11 protein-coding genes are annotated in these 16,848 nt (G+C 68.7%); 6 read left to right on the top strand and 5 right to left on the bottom strand.

What is annotated here, in order from left to right; genetic code table 11:
• Nucleotides 1–134 precede the first annotated feature (134 nt).
• Nucleotides 135–3,059, top strand: a complete 2,925-nt coding sequence (gene leuS, locus K340_RS0110720) for a leucine--tRNA ligase (protein ID WP_029136702.1) — start codon at nucleotides 135–137, stop codon at nucleotides 3,057–3,059.
• A 104-nt stretch (nucleotides 3,060–3,163) separates the two neighbouring features.
• Here leuS and K340_RS0110725 read toward each other — a convergent pair whose 3' ends face one another.
• The 3 genes from K340_RS0110725 to K340_RS0110735 all read right to left on the bottom strand — a co-directional run bounded on the left by K340_RS0110725 (nucleotide 3,164) and on the right by K340_RS0110735 (nucleotide 5,393).
• Nucleotides 3,164–3,961 carry an SDR family NAD(P)-dependent oxidoreductase gene (locus K340_RS0110725; RefSeq protein ID WP_051265814.1) on the bottom strand — a complete coding sequence of 266 codons (798 nt, stop codon included), beginning with the start codon at nucleotides 3,959–3,961 and terminating at the stop codon, nucleotides 3,164–3,166.
• 10 nt (nucleotides 3,962–3,971) lie between these two features.
• Nucleotides 3,972–4,934, bottom strand: coding sequence for an aldo/keto reductase (locus K340_RS0110730; protein WP_029136704.1), 963 nt, complete (start codon nucleotides 4,932–4,934; stop codon nucleotides 3,972–3,974).
• A gap of 87 nt (nucleotides 4,935–5,021) precedes the next feature.
• Entirely contained in the window at nucleotides 5,022–5,393 is a 372-nt protein-coding gene (locus K340_RS0110735) for a DUF4267 domain-containing protein (protein WP_029136705.1), read from the bottom strand.
• A gap of 81 nt (nucleotides 5,394–5,474) precedes the next feature.
• Here K340_RS0110735 and K340_RS0110740 point away from each other — a divergent pair, with 81 nt between their 5' ends.
• The 3 genes from K340_RS0110740 (at nucleotide 5,475) to K340_RS35825 (ending at nucleotide 12,527) form a co-directional block, all read left to right on the top strand.
• Nucleotides 5,475–6,065, top strand: a complete 591-nt coding sequence (locus tag K340_RS0110740; RefSeq protein WP_029136706.1) for a TetR/AcrR family transcriptional regulator — start codon at nucleotides 5,475–5,477, stop codon at nucleotides 6,063–6,065.
• A gap of 114 nt (nucleotides 6,066–6,179) precedes the next feature.
• Nucleotides 6,180–6,980, top strand: coding sequence for a carbon-nitrogen hydrolase family protein (locus tag K340_RS0110745; protein ID WP_029136707.1), 801 nt, complete (start codon nucleotides 6,180–6,182; stop codon nucleotides 6,978–6,980).
• 351 nt (nucleotides 6,981–7,331) lie between these two features.
• Nucleotides 7,332–12,527: an Ig-like domain-containing protein gene (locus K340_RS35825; RefSeq protein ID WP_051265817.1), complete on the top strand. Its 5,196-nt coding sequence runs from the start codon at nucleotides 7,332–7,334 to the stop codon at nucleotides 12,525–12,527.
• Here the strand turns inward: K340_RS35825 and K340_RS0110755 are convergent.
• Nucleotides 12,498–13,364, bottom strand: coding sequence for an oxidoreductase (locus K340_RS0110755; RefSeq protein ID WP_029136708.1), 867 nt, complete (start codon nucleotides 13,362–13,364; stop codon nucleotides 12,498–12,500). The genes K340_RS35825 and K340_RS0110755 overlap by 30 nt on opposite strands.
• 158 nt (nucleotides 13,365–13,522) lie before the next feature.
• On the bottom strand, nucleotides 13,523–14,155 hold the full coding sequence (locus tag K340_RS36635) for a sunset domain-containing protein (protein ID WP_029136709.1): 633 nt from the start codon (nucleotides 14,153–14,155) through the stop codon (nucleotides 13,523–13,525).
• A 139-nt stretch (nucleotides 14,156–14,294) separates the two neighbouring features.
• On the opposite strand from K340_RS36635, the gene K340_RS0110765 reads away from it, so the two are divergent.
• Together K340_RS0110765 and K340_RS0110770 are read left to right on the top strand one after the other, a co-directional pair.
• Nucleotides 14,295–14,882: a hypothetical protein gene (locus K340_RS0110765; RefSeq protein ID WP_154674188.1), complete on the top strand. Its 588-nt coding sequence runs from the start codon at nucleotides 14,295–14,297 to the stop codon at nucleotides 14,880–14,882.
• Between the two features lie 170 nt (nucleotides 14,883–15,052).
• The gene (locus K340_RS0110770) at nucleotides 15,053–16,735 is read left to right on the top strand and encodes an ATP-binding cassette domain-containing protein (RefSeq protein ID WP_029136711.1); all 1,683 of its coding nucleotides are present in this window, start codon (nucleotides 15,053–15,055) and stop codon (nucleotides 16,733–16,735) included.
• Nucleotides 16,736–16,848 lie beyond the last annotated feature (113 nt).

Here is a 16,848-nt window from a genome sequence, read left to right on the forward strand (position 1 = left end):
CACGGACGCTGCTGCTTCCCGGGCCGCGCTGACCGGACGACGATTCGAGGTCAGCGCGGCGATCCCTCTCGCCCCCGATGGGCCGGAGGGATTTCTGCTGTTCAGGCCCGGGAACGTGCGAGGAGAGATCTCAGATGACCATCGAACGAACGGCATCGGCCGCCGGTGTCGGCGCCGCTGACGACACCCCCCCCTTCCGCTACACCGCCGCGATGGCCAACGACATCGAGGCGAAGTGGCAGGACGTCTGGGAGGAGACCGGCACCTTCAACACCCCGAACCCGGTCGGCGAGCTGTCTCCGACGGACGGGAAACCGGTCGCCGACGACAAGACCTACGTGCTGGACATGTTCCCGTACCCGTCGGGCAAGGGGCTGCACGTCGGGCACCCGCTGGGTTACATCGGCACCGACGTCTGGGGCCGCTTCCTGCGGATGACCGGCCGCAACGTCTTGCACACCGTCGGGTTCGACTCGTTCGGGCTGCCGGCCGAGCAGTACGCGATCCGTACCGGTACCCATCCGAAGGTCACCACGGACGAGAACATCGCCCGCTACCGCTCTCAGCTGCGCCGGTTGGGCTTTGCCCACGACCAGCGCCGTAGCGTCGCCACCACCGACCCGGAATTCGTTCGCTGGACCCAGTGGATCTTCACCCAGCTGTTCGAGTCGTGGTTCGACCCGCAGGCCGAGCCGGCACCCGGCGGCGGGCAGACCGGCAAGGGCCGCGCCCGGCCGATCGCCGACCTGATCGGCGAGTTCTCCTCCGGTGCCCGTGAGATACCCGACGGCCGGCCATGGGCGGAGCTGTCCAAGGCCGACCGGGCCGCCGTCGTCGACAGTTACCGGCTGGTCTACATCACCGAGGCGCCGGTGAACTGGTGCCCCGGCCTTGGCACTGTGCTGTCCAACGAAGAGGTGACGGCCGACGGCCGCAGCGAGATCGGCAATTTTCCGGTCTTCCGACGCAGCATGCGGCAGTGGATGATGCGGATCACCGCCTACGGCGATCGGCTGATCGACGACCTGGACCGCTTGGACTGGCCAGAGTCGGTGAAGTCCATGCAGCGCAACTGGATCGGCCGGTCGTACGGCGCACAGGTGGCGTTCCGGTTGGCCGATGATGCGCACGCCGGCGCCGGGCCGATCGAGGTCTACACCACCCGGCCGGACACGCTGTTCGGTGCCACCTACATGGTGTTGGCGCCCGAACACCCACTGGTGGACACCATTTCCGCGGCCGAGTGGCCGGCTGACGTGCCGGAATCCTGGACCGGCGGGGCCGCGACGCCGATCGACGCCGTCGCCGGGTACCGATTGGCAGCCTCCCGCAAATCCGATCTGGACCGGCAGGAGAACAAGCAGAAGACCGGCGTCTTCACCGGTGCCTACGCGGTGAACCCGGTGAACGACAACAGGATCCCGGTGTTCATCGCCGACTATGTGCTGATGGGCTACGGCACCGGGGCGATCATGGCGGTCCCGGCGCACGACGCCCGCGACTACGAGTTCGCCGGCGTCTTCGGGCTGCCGATCGTGGACACCGTCGAACGTCCGGAGGGGATGCCGTCGGATGAGTTCCACGGCGGCGAGGGACCGGCGATCAACTCCGCCAACGACGAGGTGTCGCTGAACGGCATGGCCATCGACGAGGCCAAGTCGACGATCACCAGGTGGCTGCAGGACAAGGGCTTCGGCCATCCACGCAAGCAGTACAAGCTGCGGGATTGGCTGTTCTCCCGGCAGCGCTACTGGGGCGAGCCGTTCCCGATCGTCTACGACGCCGACGGCATCGCACATTCACTGCCCGACACCCAGCTGCCGTTGACCCTGCCGCCGCTGGTCGACTTCTCGCCGGCCGACCTGGACCCGGACGACCCGAACTCGGAGCCGGTGCCGCCGTTGGGCAAGGCGACCGAGTGGAACACCGTCACCCTGGACCTGGGCGACGGCGAGCAGACCTACACCCGCGAACTGAACGTGATGCCGCAATGGGCCGGCTCCTGCTGGTACGAGCTGCGATATCTGGATCCGACGAATTCGAAGTCGTTCTGCGATCCGGAGAACGAGCGGTACTGGATGGGCAAGGATCCGAGCCGGCCGAACGATCCCGGCGGGGTCGACCTGTACGTCGGCGGCGTGGAACACGCTGTGCTGCATCTGTTGTACGCCAGGTTCTGGCACAAGGCGCTGTTCGACCTGGGGCATGTGTCCAGTGAGGAGCCGTTCCGCCGGCTGTTCAACCAGGGCTACATCCAGGCCTACGCCTATACCGATGCCCGCGGCGTCTATGTGCCGGCCGAGGACGTCACCGAGGAGACCCCAGGCGAATTCCGTTACCAGGGGCAGCCGGTCCATCGCGAGTACGGGAAGATGGGCAAGTCACTGAACAACGTGGTGACGCCGGACGACATGTGCGCCGCCTACGGCGCCGACGTCTTCCGGATGTACGAGATGGGCATGGGCCCGCTGCACGAGTCGCGGCCGTGGCAGACCCGCGACGTGGTCGGGTCACAGCGGTACCTGCAGCGGTTGTGGCGGACGGTGATCGATGAGGACACCGGTGCCGTCAGGGTTTCCGACGACGCGCCCGATGTCGAGACGCTGACCCTGATGCATCGCACCATCGACGGGGTGCGCACCGACTACGCCGCGATGGGATACAACACGGCGATCGCCAAGCTGATCGTGCTGACCAATCATCTGACCAAGAGCGGCGTCGACCCGGCCCGCGAGGTGGTCGAAGCGCTGGTGCTGATGACCGCCCCGCTGGCCCCGCATGTCTGTGAGGAGCTGTGGAATCGGCTGGGCCACGACGAGTCGCTGGCGCACGGCCCGTTCCCGCAGGCCGATGCGGAGTTTCTTCTCGACGAGACGGTCGAATACCCGATCCAGGTGAAGGGCAAGGTTCGGTCCCGGATCACCGTGCCGGCCGACGCCGACGCGGCCGCGGTCGAGGCTACGGCGCTGGCCGACGAGAAGATCGTCGAACTGCTGGCCGGGGCCGCGCCGCGCAAGGTGGTCGTGGTGCCCGGCCGGATGGTGTCGATCGTCCCCTGAGCCCTCCCTCCGCGGGGTAGCGGAAAGTTGGTCGGGCAGCGGGCGTGTCGCCGCGTGTCGGTGCAACTTTCCGCTACCTGCCAACGGGCAAGTGTGGCCGAGGGCTACCAGGCGGTCCAGCCGCCGTCGACGACGAGCTGGGTGCCGGTGACGAAGGAGGCCGCCGGCGACACCAGGAACACCACGGCGCCGGCGACCTCGTCGGCGCGGCCGACCCGACCCAACGGAACCCTGCTGCCCAGCTTCTGCACGAACGCCGATTCGGCCCCTTGGCCGGCCGGGTTCGGGAACGGTCCCGGCACTACCGCGTTCACCCGGATGCCATCGCGCCCGAGTTGCACCGACTGATAGCGGACCAGTTGCAGGATGCCGGCTTTGGCCATCCCGTACTCGATCGGGTTCACCGGCAGGTCGCCGTAGTTGGCCGGATCGGGGCTGACGATTCCGTACATGCTGCCGAATTGCACGATGCTGCCACCCGGACCCATCAGCCGACCGGCGGCCCGGGAGAACAGCATCGCCCCCACCAGGTTGATCCGCAGCGTCCCCTCGAGGTCTGAACGGGTGATCTCGTCGTAGCTCAGGCCTGCCCCGACGGCAGCCAGGTTGACCGCGAAGTCGAGCCGACCGTGTTCGCCGACGATCTCGGCGGCCTGGGCGTCGACGGCGGCCTCGTCGCCGATGTCCAGTGCCTTCCCGGTGGCCGCGTAACCGTCGGCGCGAAGTTCGGAGGCGACCTGTTCGGCGCGTTCGGGGTTGGCGTCGGTGACCACGACGTGGGCGCCGTGCTCGGCCAGTGCCCGGCTGACGTGACTGCCGAGGTAGCCGGCGCCGCCGGCCACCCAGCCGACCTTCCCGGCCAGGTCGAAACGAGCGATCGCTGGTGAACTGTTGTGGGTCATGGTGTTCCTCTCAGGATGTCTTCGGGTAGGCCGACCAGCGCGAAGGGTCGACGAGATCGTGCGGGCCACCGTCGATCGTCCGGTGCACCAGCTCGATCCCTTCGGCAGACAGGGGCGCAGCAGAGGTCGCGGTCAGGATGTCGGCGAGTTGCGCCGGCCTCCGAACGCCGAGCACGACGGCGTCGACCCACGGGTGACCCAGGACGTAGCCGATTGCCAGGTCGAGCGGGTCCAGACGACCCAGCTCGGCGACCAGCCTGGTCATTGCAGACTGGGTTGCGGATGCATCGACACCCGGGATCGCCGGCCATCGGCGCGGATCGTCGCTGGACAGCAGCCCCTGCAGCAGAACGGATCGAACGACGATCCTGATGTCCCGACGCTCGCGCAATGCCTGCTGCACGGGTTCGGCGAGCCAGCGGCGATCGAGCAGGTTGAACGGCAACTGAACGTACCCGACGCCTGGTGTTGCGCACGCGGCGAGCAGATCGTCCACCGATCCGACCGACACGCCCCAGCGGGCCGCGGTCCCCTCGGAGACCAGCGCGTCGAGCGTGGTGACGGCGGTTCCGCCGGCCACCGTCAGATCGCGGGCCCGATGCAGCAGCAACGCGTCGACGTTCGCCCTGCGCAACTGCTCCAGGGAGGTCCGGATGCTTGCTCTGATGGCGTGCTCGGCGGTCGCCGGATCGTCATCGACGGAGATGTCGTCCAGCGGGCGCACCTTGGTGACGATCCGCAGCCGGTCGCCGGCTGGTCCGATGGTCCCCAGGGCCTGGCCGATGGCGCTCTCGCTGGCGCCATAGGCGCGGGCGGTATCGATCTCGTCGACACCGCCGTCGAGGGCGGTGCGCAGGATCTCGGCGGCAACTGCATTGTCGGGCGGCTCGCGGTCCACGCCGTTCCCGTAGGACTGTCCGAACTGTGCCGCGCCGAGGACGAGTCGTCCCGGCCGGATGGGGTCGGTGGCCACGCGAGCCTTTCGTCGCTGAAACAAGGTTCCATTAAGGCTACAGCTGGTTCCGGGACTCCTGCGTCGCGGCTGGCGCGGGGCCGCCAGCTAGCGGCTGATCAGCAACAGGATGGACGCGACCACCACCCCGATCGCGGTGCCGGCGTGGACCGCCAGTGCCGTCTTCCGGTTGCCGCGATTGGTCCAGATGATCGCCGCGTCGCCGAACGGGGTGATCGCGGCGACCAGCAGCAGCCACCAGAGTGCTTGCGGCGCAGCGAAGATCGCGATGCCGAGAACCAGTCCGGAGACCACGTCCCTGATCCCCTTCACCTGCCACCAGCCACGGGCGTCCGGTGCCGGCAGCACCGGCAGGCCGAATCCGGCGGCATTGGCCTCGTTCTTGGCCAGGTAGGCGATGCCGATGCCGATGATGCCGACGACGACGACCCAAGTGATGGCGAGCCCGATGAAATGCACCGCTTGTTCCTACTTTCGAGTGGTGACCAGATCACCATGATCTAGCGCTGCTAGAAAGGTTAGCACTGCTAGAGTGGTGATGTGCCAGCGCATCGCAAACGTGTCGTGGATCCCGCCGAACGGGAGCGGGCGATCGTCGACAGTGCCAGATCGATCGCCGAGAGTGACGGCTGGCCCGCCGTCACCACCCGCAGGCTGGCCGACGAGATCGGCTACAGCCAACCCGTGCTCTACGGGCACTTCCCGGACGGCAAGGTCGGGATCAGGCGGATGGTCGCCCTCGACGGAATCCGCGAACTCACTACCGTGCTGGCGGCGGCACGCGCCCGCGCTCGCAGTGATCGTCAGCGGTTGGTCGCCGTCGCGGAGGCCTATCTGGAGTTCGGCAGGCAGCATCCGGCAACCTACGAGGCGATGTTCACCCTGCAGACCGGCCTGCCGTTTGCCGATCCCCTCGCACCGCAGGAACTTCACGACGCATTCGCCGAACTCGGCGCCGCGCTGCCCCTGCCGGCGAGCGACCCGTTGTGGGGCGCTCGTACCGAGGTGCTGTGGGCGACCCTGCACGGCCTGGTCACCCTGACCAGGGACGGTCGGCTGTCGGATGCCGGGCCGCAGCGGATCGGTGCCCTGGTCGACCAGTTGCTCCGAGTCGGCGAAGGCGCCGTCTGACCGCCGACGTCAGACCGGAACCACCAGGACCCGCTGATCGTCGAGGACGACCTGCCCGTCGGTGGCCGCCGACTTTGTAGAGTCGAAGGCACCGCCGCATCCAGGAGGTTGCCCGTGCGAATCGCGATCGCGCAGTTCGAGCCGACCGACGACCCCGCCGCGAACGGCGCCACCCTCGCCGAGCTGGCCCAGCGCGCGGCTGACGGCGGTGCCAGGTTGATGCTCGCGCCGGAAGGATCGATCACCGATTTCCTGACCGATCCGGCAGCCACCGTCAGAAATGCGCAGCCGTTGGACGGGCCTTTCGTCACCTCCCTGGTCGAGGCGTCCGGCCGGCTGGGGATCGCCGTCGTCGCCGGAACCTTCGTGCCGACGGATACCGCCGGAAAGGTGACGAACACCCTCGTCATCGCCGATCGCGGAGAGTTGCGGGGTACCTATCGCAAGATCCACCTGTACGACGCGTTCTCCTTCCAGGAGTCCGACACGGTGGAGGCCGGCAGCCAGGCACCGCCGGTGCTGGAGTTCGACGGGATCTCGATCGGCTTTGCCACCTGCTACGACCTGCGTTACCCCGAGTTGTTCCGGGTGCTGCGCTCGGCCGGTGCCGACGTTCTGGCGTTGGCCAGCGCTTGGGTGGTCGGGCCCGGCAAGGAAGAACATTGGTTGACCTTGCTGCGAGCGCGGGCGATCGAGAACACCACCTACGTGATCGCGTCAGACCAGGTGGGCCGCAAGGGGATCGGCCGCTCGGCAGCGTTCGACCCGTTCGGCCTGCCGTTGCTGGACCTGGGGACGGCTGAGCCGGCGGTCGGTTTTGTCGACGTCGATCCGTCGCGCGTCGCCGCAGTCCGCAAGATGTTGCCCAGTGGCGAGAACATCCGCTTCGATATCAACACCGTCCCGCGCGCCTGATCGATCCCGGGCGCTTCTTCTCGAGCGCCGCGAGGGTCGAGAAGTCCTCGGATCTGGTCCGCCGTCGAGCGCAGGCGACATGACTTTCTGTGATCGATCGCCCGCCGCAGAGACCCGTCGGTGTCCGATGATCTCTGGAGAGCCCCTCGAATGCGGGCTGTCGTCACCCGAATGCGACGCGTTGTAGTCGTTACAGACCAAACAGATCATTTCGGACCACTCATCGGGCCGATTGTTGACGCACCGTGCGCGCAACGATTGCATAACGAGGGCGGCCGCCCCATTTGGGTTAGGCAGTTCTCCCCATACTGTCCGCGATGTCGACCTACCTTTCCTCCCGCAAGGATCCACATGAAGCGCGTCGCCTCGCTCCTGTCCGTGCTCTTGCTGGCCTTGGCCTCGATCGTTGTCGGGGGGTCGCTCGGCGCGAACCCCGCCGCCGCGGCGCCGTTACCGGCCCCCTACGCGGCCGACGCTCAGAGTTCTGTTCTCGGCGTCGGGCTCACCGTGGCCGCGCTCGATCTGGCCGGGGTCAACCTGGCCAACTCGCAGGCGAAGACCGACACCGCCGCATCACCGCAGGTGAATTCGTCCTCCCGAAACCTCGGGGTCGCCGTTGCCGGGTTGCCGATCACGGTGGTGGCGAACCAGAGATCCGCGCCGCCGCAGCTGGCGCCACTGGACGGTGCGCTGCTGGCGGTCAATGCCCTCGGCATCGGAGTCGGGGCGATGACCACCCACAACGATGCGCGCTACACGAGCAACAACAGTTGTGTCACAGGCACTCTGCTGTCCGATGCGGTCAATCAGACCGCAGGTGCCACCGTGACCCCGGCCGGCCTGGCCAATCTGCTGACTCTCGGGGTGTCGTCGGTTCACAATACGAACAGTTTGATCGCCACCAGCGGTCTCAATCGTGCGACGCAGAGTGCCTCGACCGGCACCATCTCCGGACTGAACCTGCTGAACGACGCCGTCCAGGTAGGAGTCCAGGGCGACGCCACCCTGACCGCAACCGCCAACGGCCAGACCGGCGGCGCCACCATCACCCACCAGGCGCCGACGGTGACCGTGACCGGACCGGGGATCGGCACCGTCACCCTCACCGCCGCGCTGCCGTCGGTCACCGTCACCGTGCCGCTGGTCGGTAGTACGACAATCACGTTGCACCCGAACCCGACGATCACCACCCAGGCGGCAGACGGCACCGCGATCGCTGCCACCTGGAGCTTCCTGTCGGTGGACATCGACCTGCTGCTCAACGCGGCATCGGCGATCGTCGACCTCACCCCGATGGCTGTCAGCGCCACCGCGCCGGTCGGCGGAATCGACTGTCCTCCGCCCGCTCCGGTCATCACCTCCCCGGCCGACGGCAGTACCACCAGCGCCACCCCGACCTACAGCGGTACTGCCGAGCCGAATGCGACGGTCGACGTGCTGGTCGACGGAACCCCCGTCGGTACGGCGACGGCTGACGGGACGGGTGCCTGGACCACAACGCCGACCACGCCGCTGGCCGGAGGAGCGCACGCGGTCACCGCCACTCAGACGATCGCCGGCGCCACGTCGCCGGAATCAGCGCCGAACAACTTCACCGTCGACGCGACAGCCCCACCGGCACCGGTGATCACTACCCCGGCGAACGGATCGACGACCAACGACACCACCCCGGCGTTCAGCGGCACCGCCGAGCCCAGCTCGACCCTGTCCCTGACCATAGACAGTGCGGCCACGCCGATCTCGGTCCCGGTCAATGCCGCCGGCGACTGGACCTATACGCCGGCCACCCCGCTCGCCGAAGGACCACACACTGCGGTCGCGACTGCCACCGACGCGGTCGGGAACGTCTCGCCGCCGTCGAACACGGTGGCCTTCACCATTGACGCAACGGCGCCGGCAGCACCGGTGATCCAGGTTCCGGCGCAGAATCTGACGACCACCGATACCACGCCGACCATCTCCGGAACGGCCGATCCGAACACCACCGTCACGGTGCTGCTCAACGGGAATCCCGTCGGCACCGCCAGTGCCGACGGTGCCGGCGCCTGGAGCATGTTGCCGGGCACCCCGCTGGCCGACGGACCGTACGCGGCCACCGCGACCGCGGCGGACGCCGCCGGCAACGTGTCTCCGGTGTCCAACACCCGCGACTTCACCGTCGACACCGCCGCGCCGGCGGCCCCGGTGATCACCGTGCCGGTCGATGGTTCGTCGACCAACGACACCACGCCGGACATCTCCGGTACCGCCGAGGCGAACTCGACCGTCACCGTGTCCGTCGAGGACGAGGTGATCGGGACCGCCGATGTCGACGGCACCGGGAACTGGACGCTGACGCCGACGACTCCGCTGGCCCCTGGATCGCACACGGCGACGGCGACCGCCACCGACCTGGCCGGCAACATCTCCCCGGTCTCCAACGAGGTGGGCTTCACGGTCGACACCACCGCGCCGGTGGCACCGGTGATCACCGCCCCGGCCGATGGCTCGACCACCACGGACCCGACGCCGCCGATTTCCGGTACCGCCGAACCGCTTTCCACGGTCACCGTGACCGTCGACGGGACCGTCATCGGCACTGCCGATGCCGACGGCGCCGGGAACTGGACGCTGACGCCGACCGCTCCGCTGCCCGACGGTGAGCACACCGCTACGGCAACCGCGACAGATGCCGCCGGCAACGTATCGCCGGCGTCCGCCCCGGTCACCTTCAGCACGGACGCGTCCGCCCCGGCCGCGCCGGTGATCACTGCCCCGGCTGACGGCTCGTCGACCAACGACACCACGCCGGACATCACCGGGTCCGCCGAGGCCAATTCGACCGTCACCGTGTCGGTGGATGGCACCGTGATCGGTACCGTCGACGCGGACGGGGCCGGGGCTTGGACCCTGACGCCGACGACTCCGCTGGCTCCGGGCCCGCATACCGCGTCGGCGACGGCGACGGATGCGGCCGGCAATGTGTCGGTTCCGTCGGCGCCGGTGAGTTTCACCGTCGACACCACGGCGCCGCCGGCGCCGGTGATCACTGCCCCGGTTGACGGCTCGTCGACCAACGACACCACCCCGGACATCACCGGGTCCGCGGAGGCGAACTCGACGGTCACCGTGTCCATCGATGGTGCCGTTGTCGGTACCGCCGCCGCGGACGGCGCGGGCGCGTGGACGTTCACCCCGACGACGCCTCTGGCCGAGGGACCGCATACGGCGACGGCGACAGCTGCTGATGCGGCGGGCAATGTGTCGCCGGTGTCGAACGCGGTGACGTTCACCGTTGACACCACGGCGCCGGCGGCGCCGGTGATCACCGCTCCGGCTGACGGGTCGTCGACGAATGACACCACGCCGGACGTGACCGGTACCGCTGAGCCGGGCTCGATCGTGACGGTGACGATCGACAGTGCGGTTGCCGGCACCGCGATCGCCGATCCGTCCGGGAACTGGACCTTCACTCCCGCAACGAATCTGACCGAAGGGCCGCACACTGCGTCGGCGACCGCGACCGATGCGGCCGGTAACGTGTCGGTTCCGTCAGCGCCGGTGACGTTCACCGTCGACACCACGGCACCGGCGGCGCCGGTGATCACCGCTCCGGTTGACGGCTCGTCGACCAGCGACACCACCCCGGACGTTATCGGCACGGCTGAGGCGAACTCGACGGTGACCGTCACCATCGACGCAGTGGTGGCCGGCATCGCCAACGCCGATGGCACCGGAGCCTGGACCTTCACTCCCGCAACAGATCTGGCCGACGGTGAACACACAGCCACGGCGACCGCGACTGATGCCGCCGGTAACGTGTCGGTTCCGTCAGCGCCGGTGAGTTTCACCGTCGACACCATTGCGCCCGGTGCGCCGGTGATCACCGCTCCGGCGAACGGCTCGTCGACGAATGACACCACGCCGGACGTCATCGGCACGGCTGAGGCGAACTCGACGGTCACCGTGTCCATCGACGGCGCGGTCGTCGGTACCGCGCCGGCCGACGGCACCGGCGCCTGGACGTTCACCCCGACCACCGAACTGGCCGCCGGAGAGCACACGGCATCCGCCACGGCGGCGGACGCGGCCGGCAACGTGTCCGGAGTCTCGAACACAGTGAGCTTCACCATCGACCTTTCTGCTCCGGCGGCTCCGGTCATCACCTCGCCGACCGACGGCGCCACGACCGACGACACCACCCCGGACATCTCCGGCACGGCCGAACCGGGATCCGAAGTCGAGGTGTTCATCGACGGGTACCCCATCGGCACCGTCACCGCCGATGATCAGGGCGGCTGGACCCTCACCGTGCCTGAGCCGTTGCCGGACGGTGACTACGAGATCTCCGCCACGGCAACGGATCCGGCCGGCAACTCCTCGGATCCTTCGGATCCGGTGATGTTCACGGTGGTCGCCCCGGCGCCGGGAGCGCCGGTGATCATCGGGCCGCCGGAGAACTCCGTGCACACCGGGCCCGACGTGGTGGTCACTGGTACCGGAGACGCCGGGGCCATCCTGTTGATGATGGACCAGACCGGCAGGATCTACGGGCCGGTGACGGTCAGCGGCGGCTCGGCGGTGGCGAAGGTCGTATCGGCGACCGCGCCGAAGCTGTTGACCAACAGCGGATTCCAGTCGGGGGCGGCGCTGGCCGCAACCGCGGTGGCCCGCGGCACCTGGAGTCTGAAGATGACCGGTCTGGCCGACGGGCGATACACGGTGTCTGCCGTCGAGTTCGATGCGCAGGGCGCGATGTCGCCGGAGTCGAACTTCCGATCCTTCATCGTCGATTCGGCAGCGCCGACGGCACCGGCGATCACCAAGCCGACCGACGGCAGTGTCATCGACGACAACTCGCCGACCGTCAGCGGAGTCGGTGAACCGGGGTCAATGGTGACGGTGACCGACCAGGACGGCAAGACGTACGGCCCGGCGACGGTGAAACCCGATGGCAGCTGGTCGATGCCGATCACCGGTCCGCTACCGGACGGTGTCTACACGCTGACCGCCACCCAGACCGACAGGGCCGGCAACTCCTCCGCGGCCTCCGATCCGGTGACGTTCACCATCGACACCACCGCCCCGGATGCTCCGGTGATCACCACCCCCGCGCCCGGGTCGGGGTCAGCAGATACCACCCCGACGATCGGCGGCACCGCAGAACCGGGTAGCACCGTCACGGTGAGCATCGACGGAGATGTGGTCGGCACCACCGTCACGGATCCGCAGGGGCACTGGAGTTTCGTCCCGACCGAGCCGCTCGGCGTTGGAACGCATCGGGTGACGGCCACCGCGACCGATGCGATGGGCCACCGGTCGCCGGTATCCAGCGTCGTCGAGTTCACCGTGAACGGGCAGTCCGACGGCTCCGGCACTGGCGACTCGGATAATGGCAACTCGGGCACCGGGAACTCGGGCAACGGCAACGGCGGGTTGGCCCATACCGGTGCCCCACTGCTCGGACTCGGGCTCACCGGCCTGCTGCTCCTGCTGGGCGGCGCCCTGCTGATCAGACGGAGCAGGAGGGCCGGCGGCTCAGCTCCCGATGCCGTCCAACTCCGCTAGGTCGGCTGCCGACAGCTGCATCCCGGCACCCTCGACGTTCGCCCGCAGATGGGCGACCGACGAGGTGCCGGGAATCAGCAGGATGTTCGGCGAGCGCTGCAGCAGCCAGGCAAGCGCAACCGCGTACGGCGTCGCCTGCAGGCGGGCGGCGACCGCCGCCAGCGTGTCCGACTGCAGCGGAGTGAAACCGCCGAGCGGGAAGTACGGCACGTAGGCGATCTGCTGCGCGGCAAGGGAATCGATCAGGGCGTCGTCTTCCCGGTGCGCGATGTTGTACCGGTTCTGCACGCTCACCACGGGCGCGATGGTTTGCGCCTCGGCCACCTGCTCGGCGGTCACCGTGCTGATCCCCAGGTGTTTGATCAGGCCGTCCTGCTGAAGTTGCGCCAGCACGGTGAACGGTGCGGCAATGGATCCGGCAGTCGGCGCGTCGAACCCGCCGACCCGCAGGTTCACCACGTCCAGGGCGTCCAGCTTCAGGTTGCGCAGGTTGTCGTGCACCGCCTGCCGCAGCTGCCCGGGGGCCAACGCCGGCGGCCAGCCGCCCTCGGCGTCCCGGAGCGCACCGACCTTGGTGACGATCCGCAGTGATTCCGGGTAGGGGTGCAGCGCCTCGGCGATGATCTGGTTGGTGACGTGCGGGCCGTAGTAGTCGCTGGTGTCGATGTGGGTGATGCCGAGTTCGACCACCTCGCGGAGCACGGCGACGGCGCCGGCGCGATCGGCCGGTGGGCCGAATACATGTGGTCCGGCCAGCTGCATGGCGCCGTAGCCGACGCGGGTGACGGTCAGATCGTCGGCCATGCTGAACGTGCCGGCCGGAACAGTGGTGGTCATCGGTGTCCTTCGCTTCGCATCGAACGTCGTGGCATTCCACGACCACTCCACTCTGCCGTCGATCCCGGCGATCATCCAGGGCGGACCGGTCCTAGGACCGGCGTCCCAGAACCGGAGCCCCAGGAACGGCGCGCTCCGCGGTCGGGCACTCCGCAAGATCAGCGCTTGGAGGCCCGGTAGCCGGCGGCGACTGCGTCGGCCTCCGTGGCGAAACACTCCTCGGGATTGGTCCGGTCGTAGAACTCGCCGCCCGGCACGTGATAGATCATGCTGTCGGCGTTGCCCTTGATCGGCGCCTCCGCCGGACAACTGCCGCCGCTCGGGGGTACTGGGCCGCCGTCCGCGACCTGTTGGGGTGCTTCGGCTTGTTGGGCTGCTGTGCCCTCGGCCGTCACCGTCACCTTGACGACCTGCTGCACGGTGCGGTCGACGGAGAGGGTCTTGGTGACCTGGTGGGTGACGGCGACCGTGGTCGGCACCCGGACCGTCTGCTCCCGCAGGACGGTGCTGGCCACCTCGACGGTCTTCGTCTTCGGGGTGGCCGCCTTCGCCTTTTGGGTGACGGTGACCGCTGCCAACGCCTTCGGCTGGGCGGATACGGTGACCGTCGAACCGGCCCCGGCCGCGGTATCGGTCGGTGCAGTGCCGCCACCGGCGGCGTTTCCGATCACCAACCCGACCACCAGGGTGCCGGTTGCTACCAGGCCTGCTCCGAGCCACGGACGCTTGCGTTTCGGCGGCGCCGCCGGGCGGTCGAAGTTGTACGGGCTCTGCGGGAGGTCTGCGGACATCAGGTAACCACCAGGTGACAGCGACGCCGGCTCCCCCGAAGAGACCGAACGGGACCTGATCAGTCTCGCGCACGCCTTCGTTGTCGTCGGTAACGAAGTCGCAACGGAGGGCGGCCGGCCGCCAGGGCACAATGGCGCGGTGAACCTCTCCGTCGTCCGCCTGCAGGTGCAACGATCACCGCTCAAGCCCGGCCGGGCTCCTCGCCGCTGGTACGACCCGACTCCACTGCAGCAAGTGGATGCACTCGAGATGAGCGACGACGGCGCGGTCGGCATCACCGCAGATGGAGAGCGGATCGTTGACGTGCATCACCGACACCATCCACAGACCAGGGACCCGCAGGGCCGCGGCGGGATCAGCGTGATGGGTACCGGCGACTACCGGGTGCTCCGGGAGCGGTACGGACCGCACCTGGTGGACGGGATTGCCGGCGAATCCGTGTTGGTGGACGCCGATCCTGGACTCGCTGGGATCGCTCTCCCCGACTCGATCGAGGTACAGGGCGCCGACGAAACCCTGGTGCTGCAGGACTTCCGGGTCGCCGACCCGTGCGTCGAGTTCACCCGGTTCTGCCTCCGGCTGCCCGCCTCCGCGCCGGTCGACGCCCGACTCAAGGAGACGCTGAAGGCGCTCGGCGACGGTGCCCGCGGCTATCGGGCCTGGGTCGCCGGTCGCGGCACCGTCCGGGTCGGCGATCGACTGCAGGTGCGGGAGCCGAGAGTCTGAAACCCGTCGCCAGACGGGCAAGACCGGTCGCTCCGGGCCCGATTCGATCAACTGGCGACGGTTTTTCAGGCATCGCGTCTCCCGGCCTCCGGCCGTGACCACCCGGTCAACACGCCGCCCGACCGATACCCGGGTGACAACCCTCGCCATGCGATGGAAGGCTCGGCACCGTGGGACACCTGGACATCAACTCCGTCAGCTTCGACCTGCCCGACGGCCGGCCGCTGCTCAACGACGTCAGCCTGCGGGTCGGTGAGGGCGCGAAGGTCGCGCTGATCGGTCCCAACGGGACCGGCAAGACCACGCTGAGCCGGATCGTCGCCGGCGACCTGCCGGTCGGTGACGGCGCCGTCACCCGGTCCGGCGGGCTCGGCGTGATGCCGCAGTTCATCGGGTCGGTGCGGGACGAGTCCACGGTTCGCGACCTGCTGATCTCCGTTGCCCCGCAGAAGATCCGGGCCGCAGCGGCAGAGATCGACCGGACCGAGCTGCTGATGATGGAGACCGAGGACGAAGCCACTCAGCTCGCCTACGCCCAGGCCCTTTCGGACTGGTCGGACGCGGGCGGGCACGACTTCGAGACCCTGTGGGACGTCTGCACCGTCGCGGCCATCGGTGTGCCCTTCGACCGGGCGCAGTACCGCAGCGTCACCTCGTTGTCCGGCGGCGAACAGAAGCGGCTGGTGCTGCAGGCCCTGCTCCGCGGACCGGACGAGGTGTTGTTACTGGACGAACCGGACAACTATCTGGACGTGCCGGCGAAGCGGGAGCTGGAGGAGACCCTGCTGGCGTCGCCGAAGACGATCCTGTTCATCAGCCACGACCGGGAACTGCTGGACCGGGTGGCCACCAGGATCGCCACCCTCGAGCCGGGTGCCGCCGGCAGCACCCTGTGGGTGCACGCCGGCCACTTCGCGACCTATCACCAGGCCCGCGCCGACCGGTTCGCCCGGCTCGAAGAGATGCGTAAACGGTGGGACGAGGAACACGCGAAGCTGCGCGCCCTGGTGCTGATGTACAAGCAGAAAGCCGCCTACAACTCGGATATGGCCTCTCGTTACCACTCGGCGCAGACCAGGATGGCGCGCTTCGAGGCGGCCGGGCCGCCGGAGGAGCAGCCCTTCCAGCAGCACGTCAAGATGCGGTTGGTCGGCGGCCGGACGGCGAAGAGAGCCGTTGTCTGCCAACAACTCGAGCTCACCAGCCTGATGCAACCGTTCGATCTGGAGGTGTTCTTCGGCGAGCGGGTGACGGTGCTGGGCAGTAACGGGTCCGGTAAGTCGCACTTCCTGCGATTGCTCGCGGCCGGCGGCACGGACCCGGAGGCGGAACACGAACCGGTGGGCGACATCCGACCGGATCCGGTGGCCTGCACCGGATCTGCCAAGCTCGGGTCCCGGGTGCGGCCCGGCTGGTTCGCCCAGACCCATCAGCATCCGAGCCTGCAGGGCCGGACGTTGCTGGAGATCCTGCACCGCGGTGACGAGCACCGTCGCGGCCGGCCGCGGGAGGAGGCGGCCAGGGCGCTGGACCGCTACGAGCTGGCCAGGGCGAGCGAGCAGACCTTCGACTCGCTGTCCGGCGGACAGCAGGCCCGCTTCCAGATCCTGCTGCTGGAGCTGTCCGGGGCGACCATGTTGCTGCTCGACGAGCCGACGGACAACCTCGACCTGCACTCGGCCGAGGCGCTGGAGGCGGCCCTCGACGCGTTCGAGGGCACCGTGCTGGCGGTGACGCACGACCGTTGGTTCGCCCGCGGATTCGACCGGCACCTGGTGTTCGGCAGCGACGGTCGGGTGTTCGAGTCCGACGAGCCGGTGTGGGACGAGAAGCGGGTGCGACGCGACAGGTGACGGTCGGCGGTGGTCCGCGAACCGGCACGTCACCCGCGCGGACCCCACCTCCGCAGCGGTCGGGCCTCGGGGCCTCCGCGAATTTCCCCGGTCGGGGCGTCCCACGGTGGGCG

Source organism: Nakamurella lactea DSM 19367 (assembly GCF_000426645.1).
GTDB lineage: Bacteria > Actinomycetota > Actinomycetes > Mycobacteriales > Nakamurellaceae > Nakamurella > Nakamurella lactea.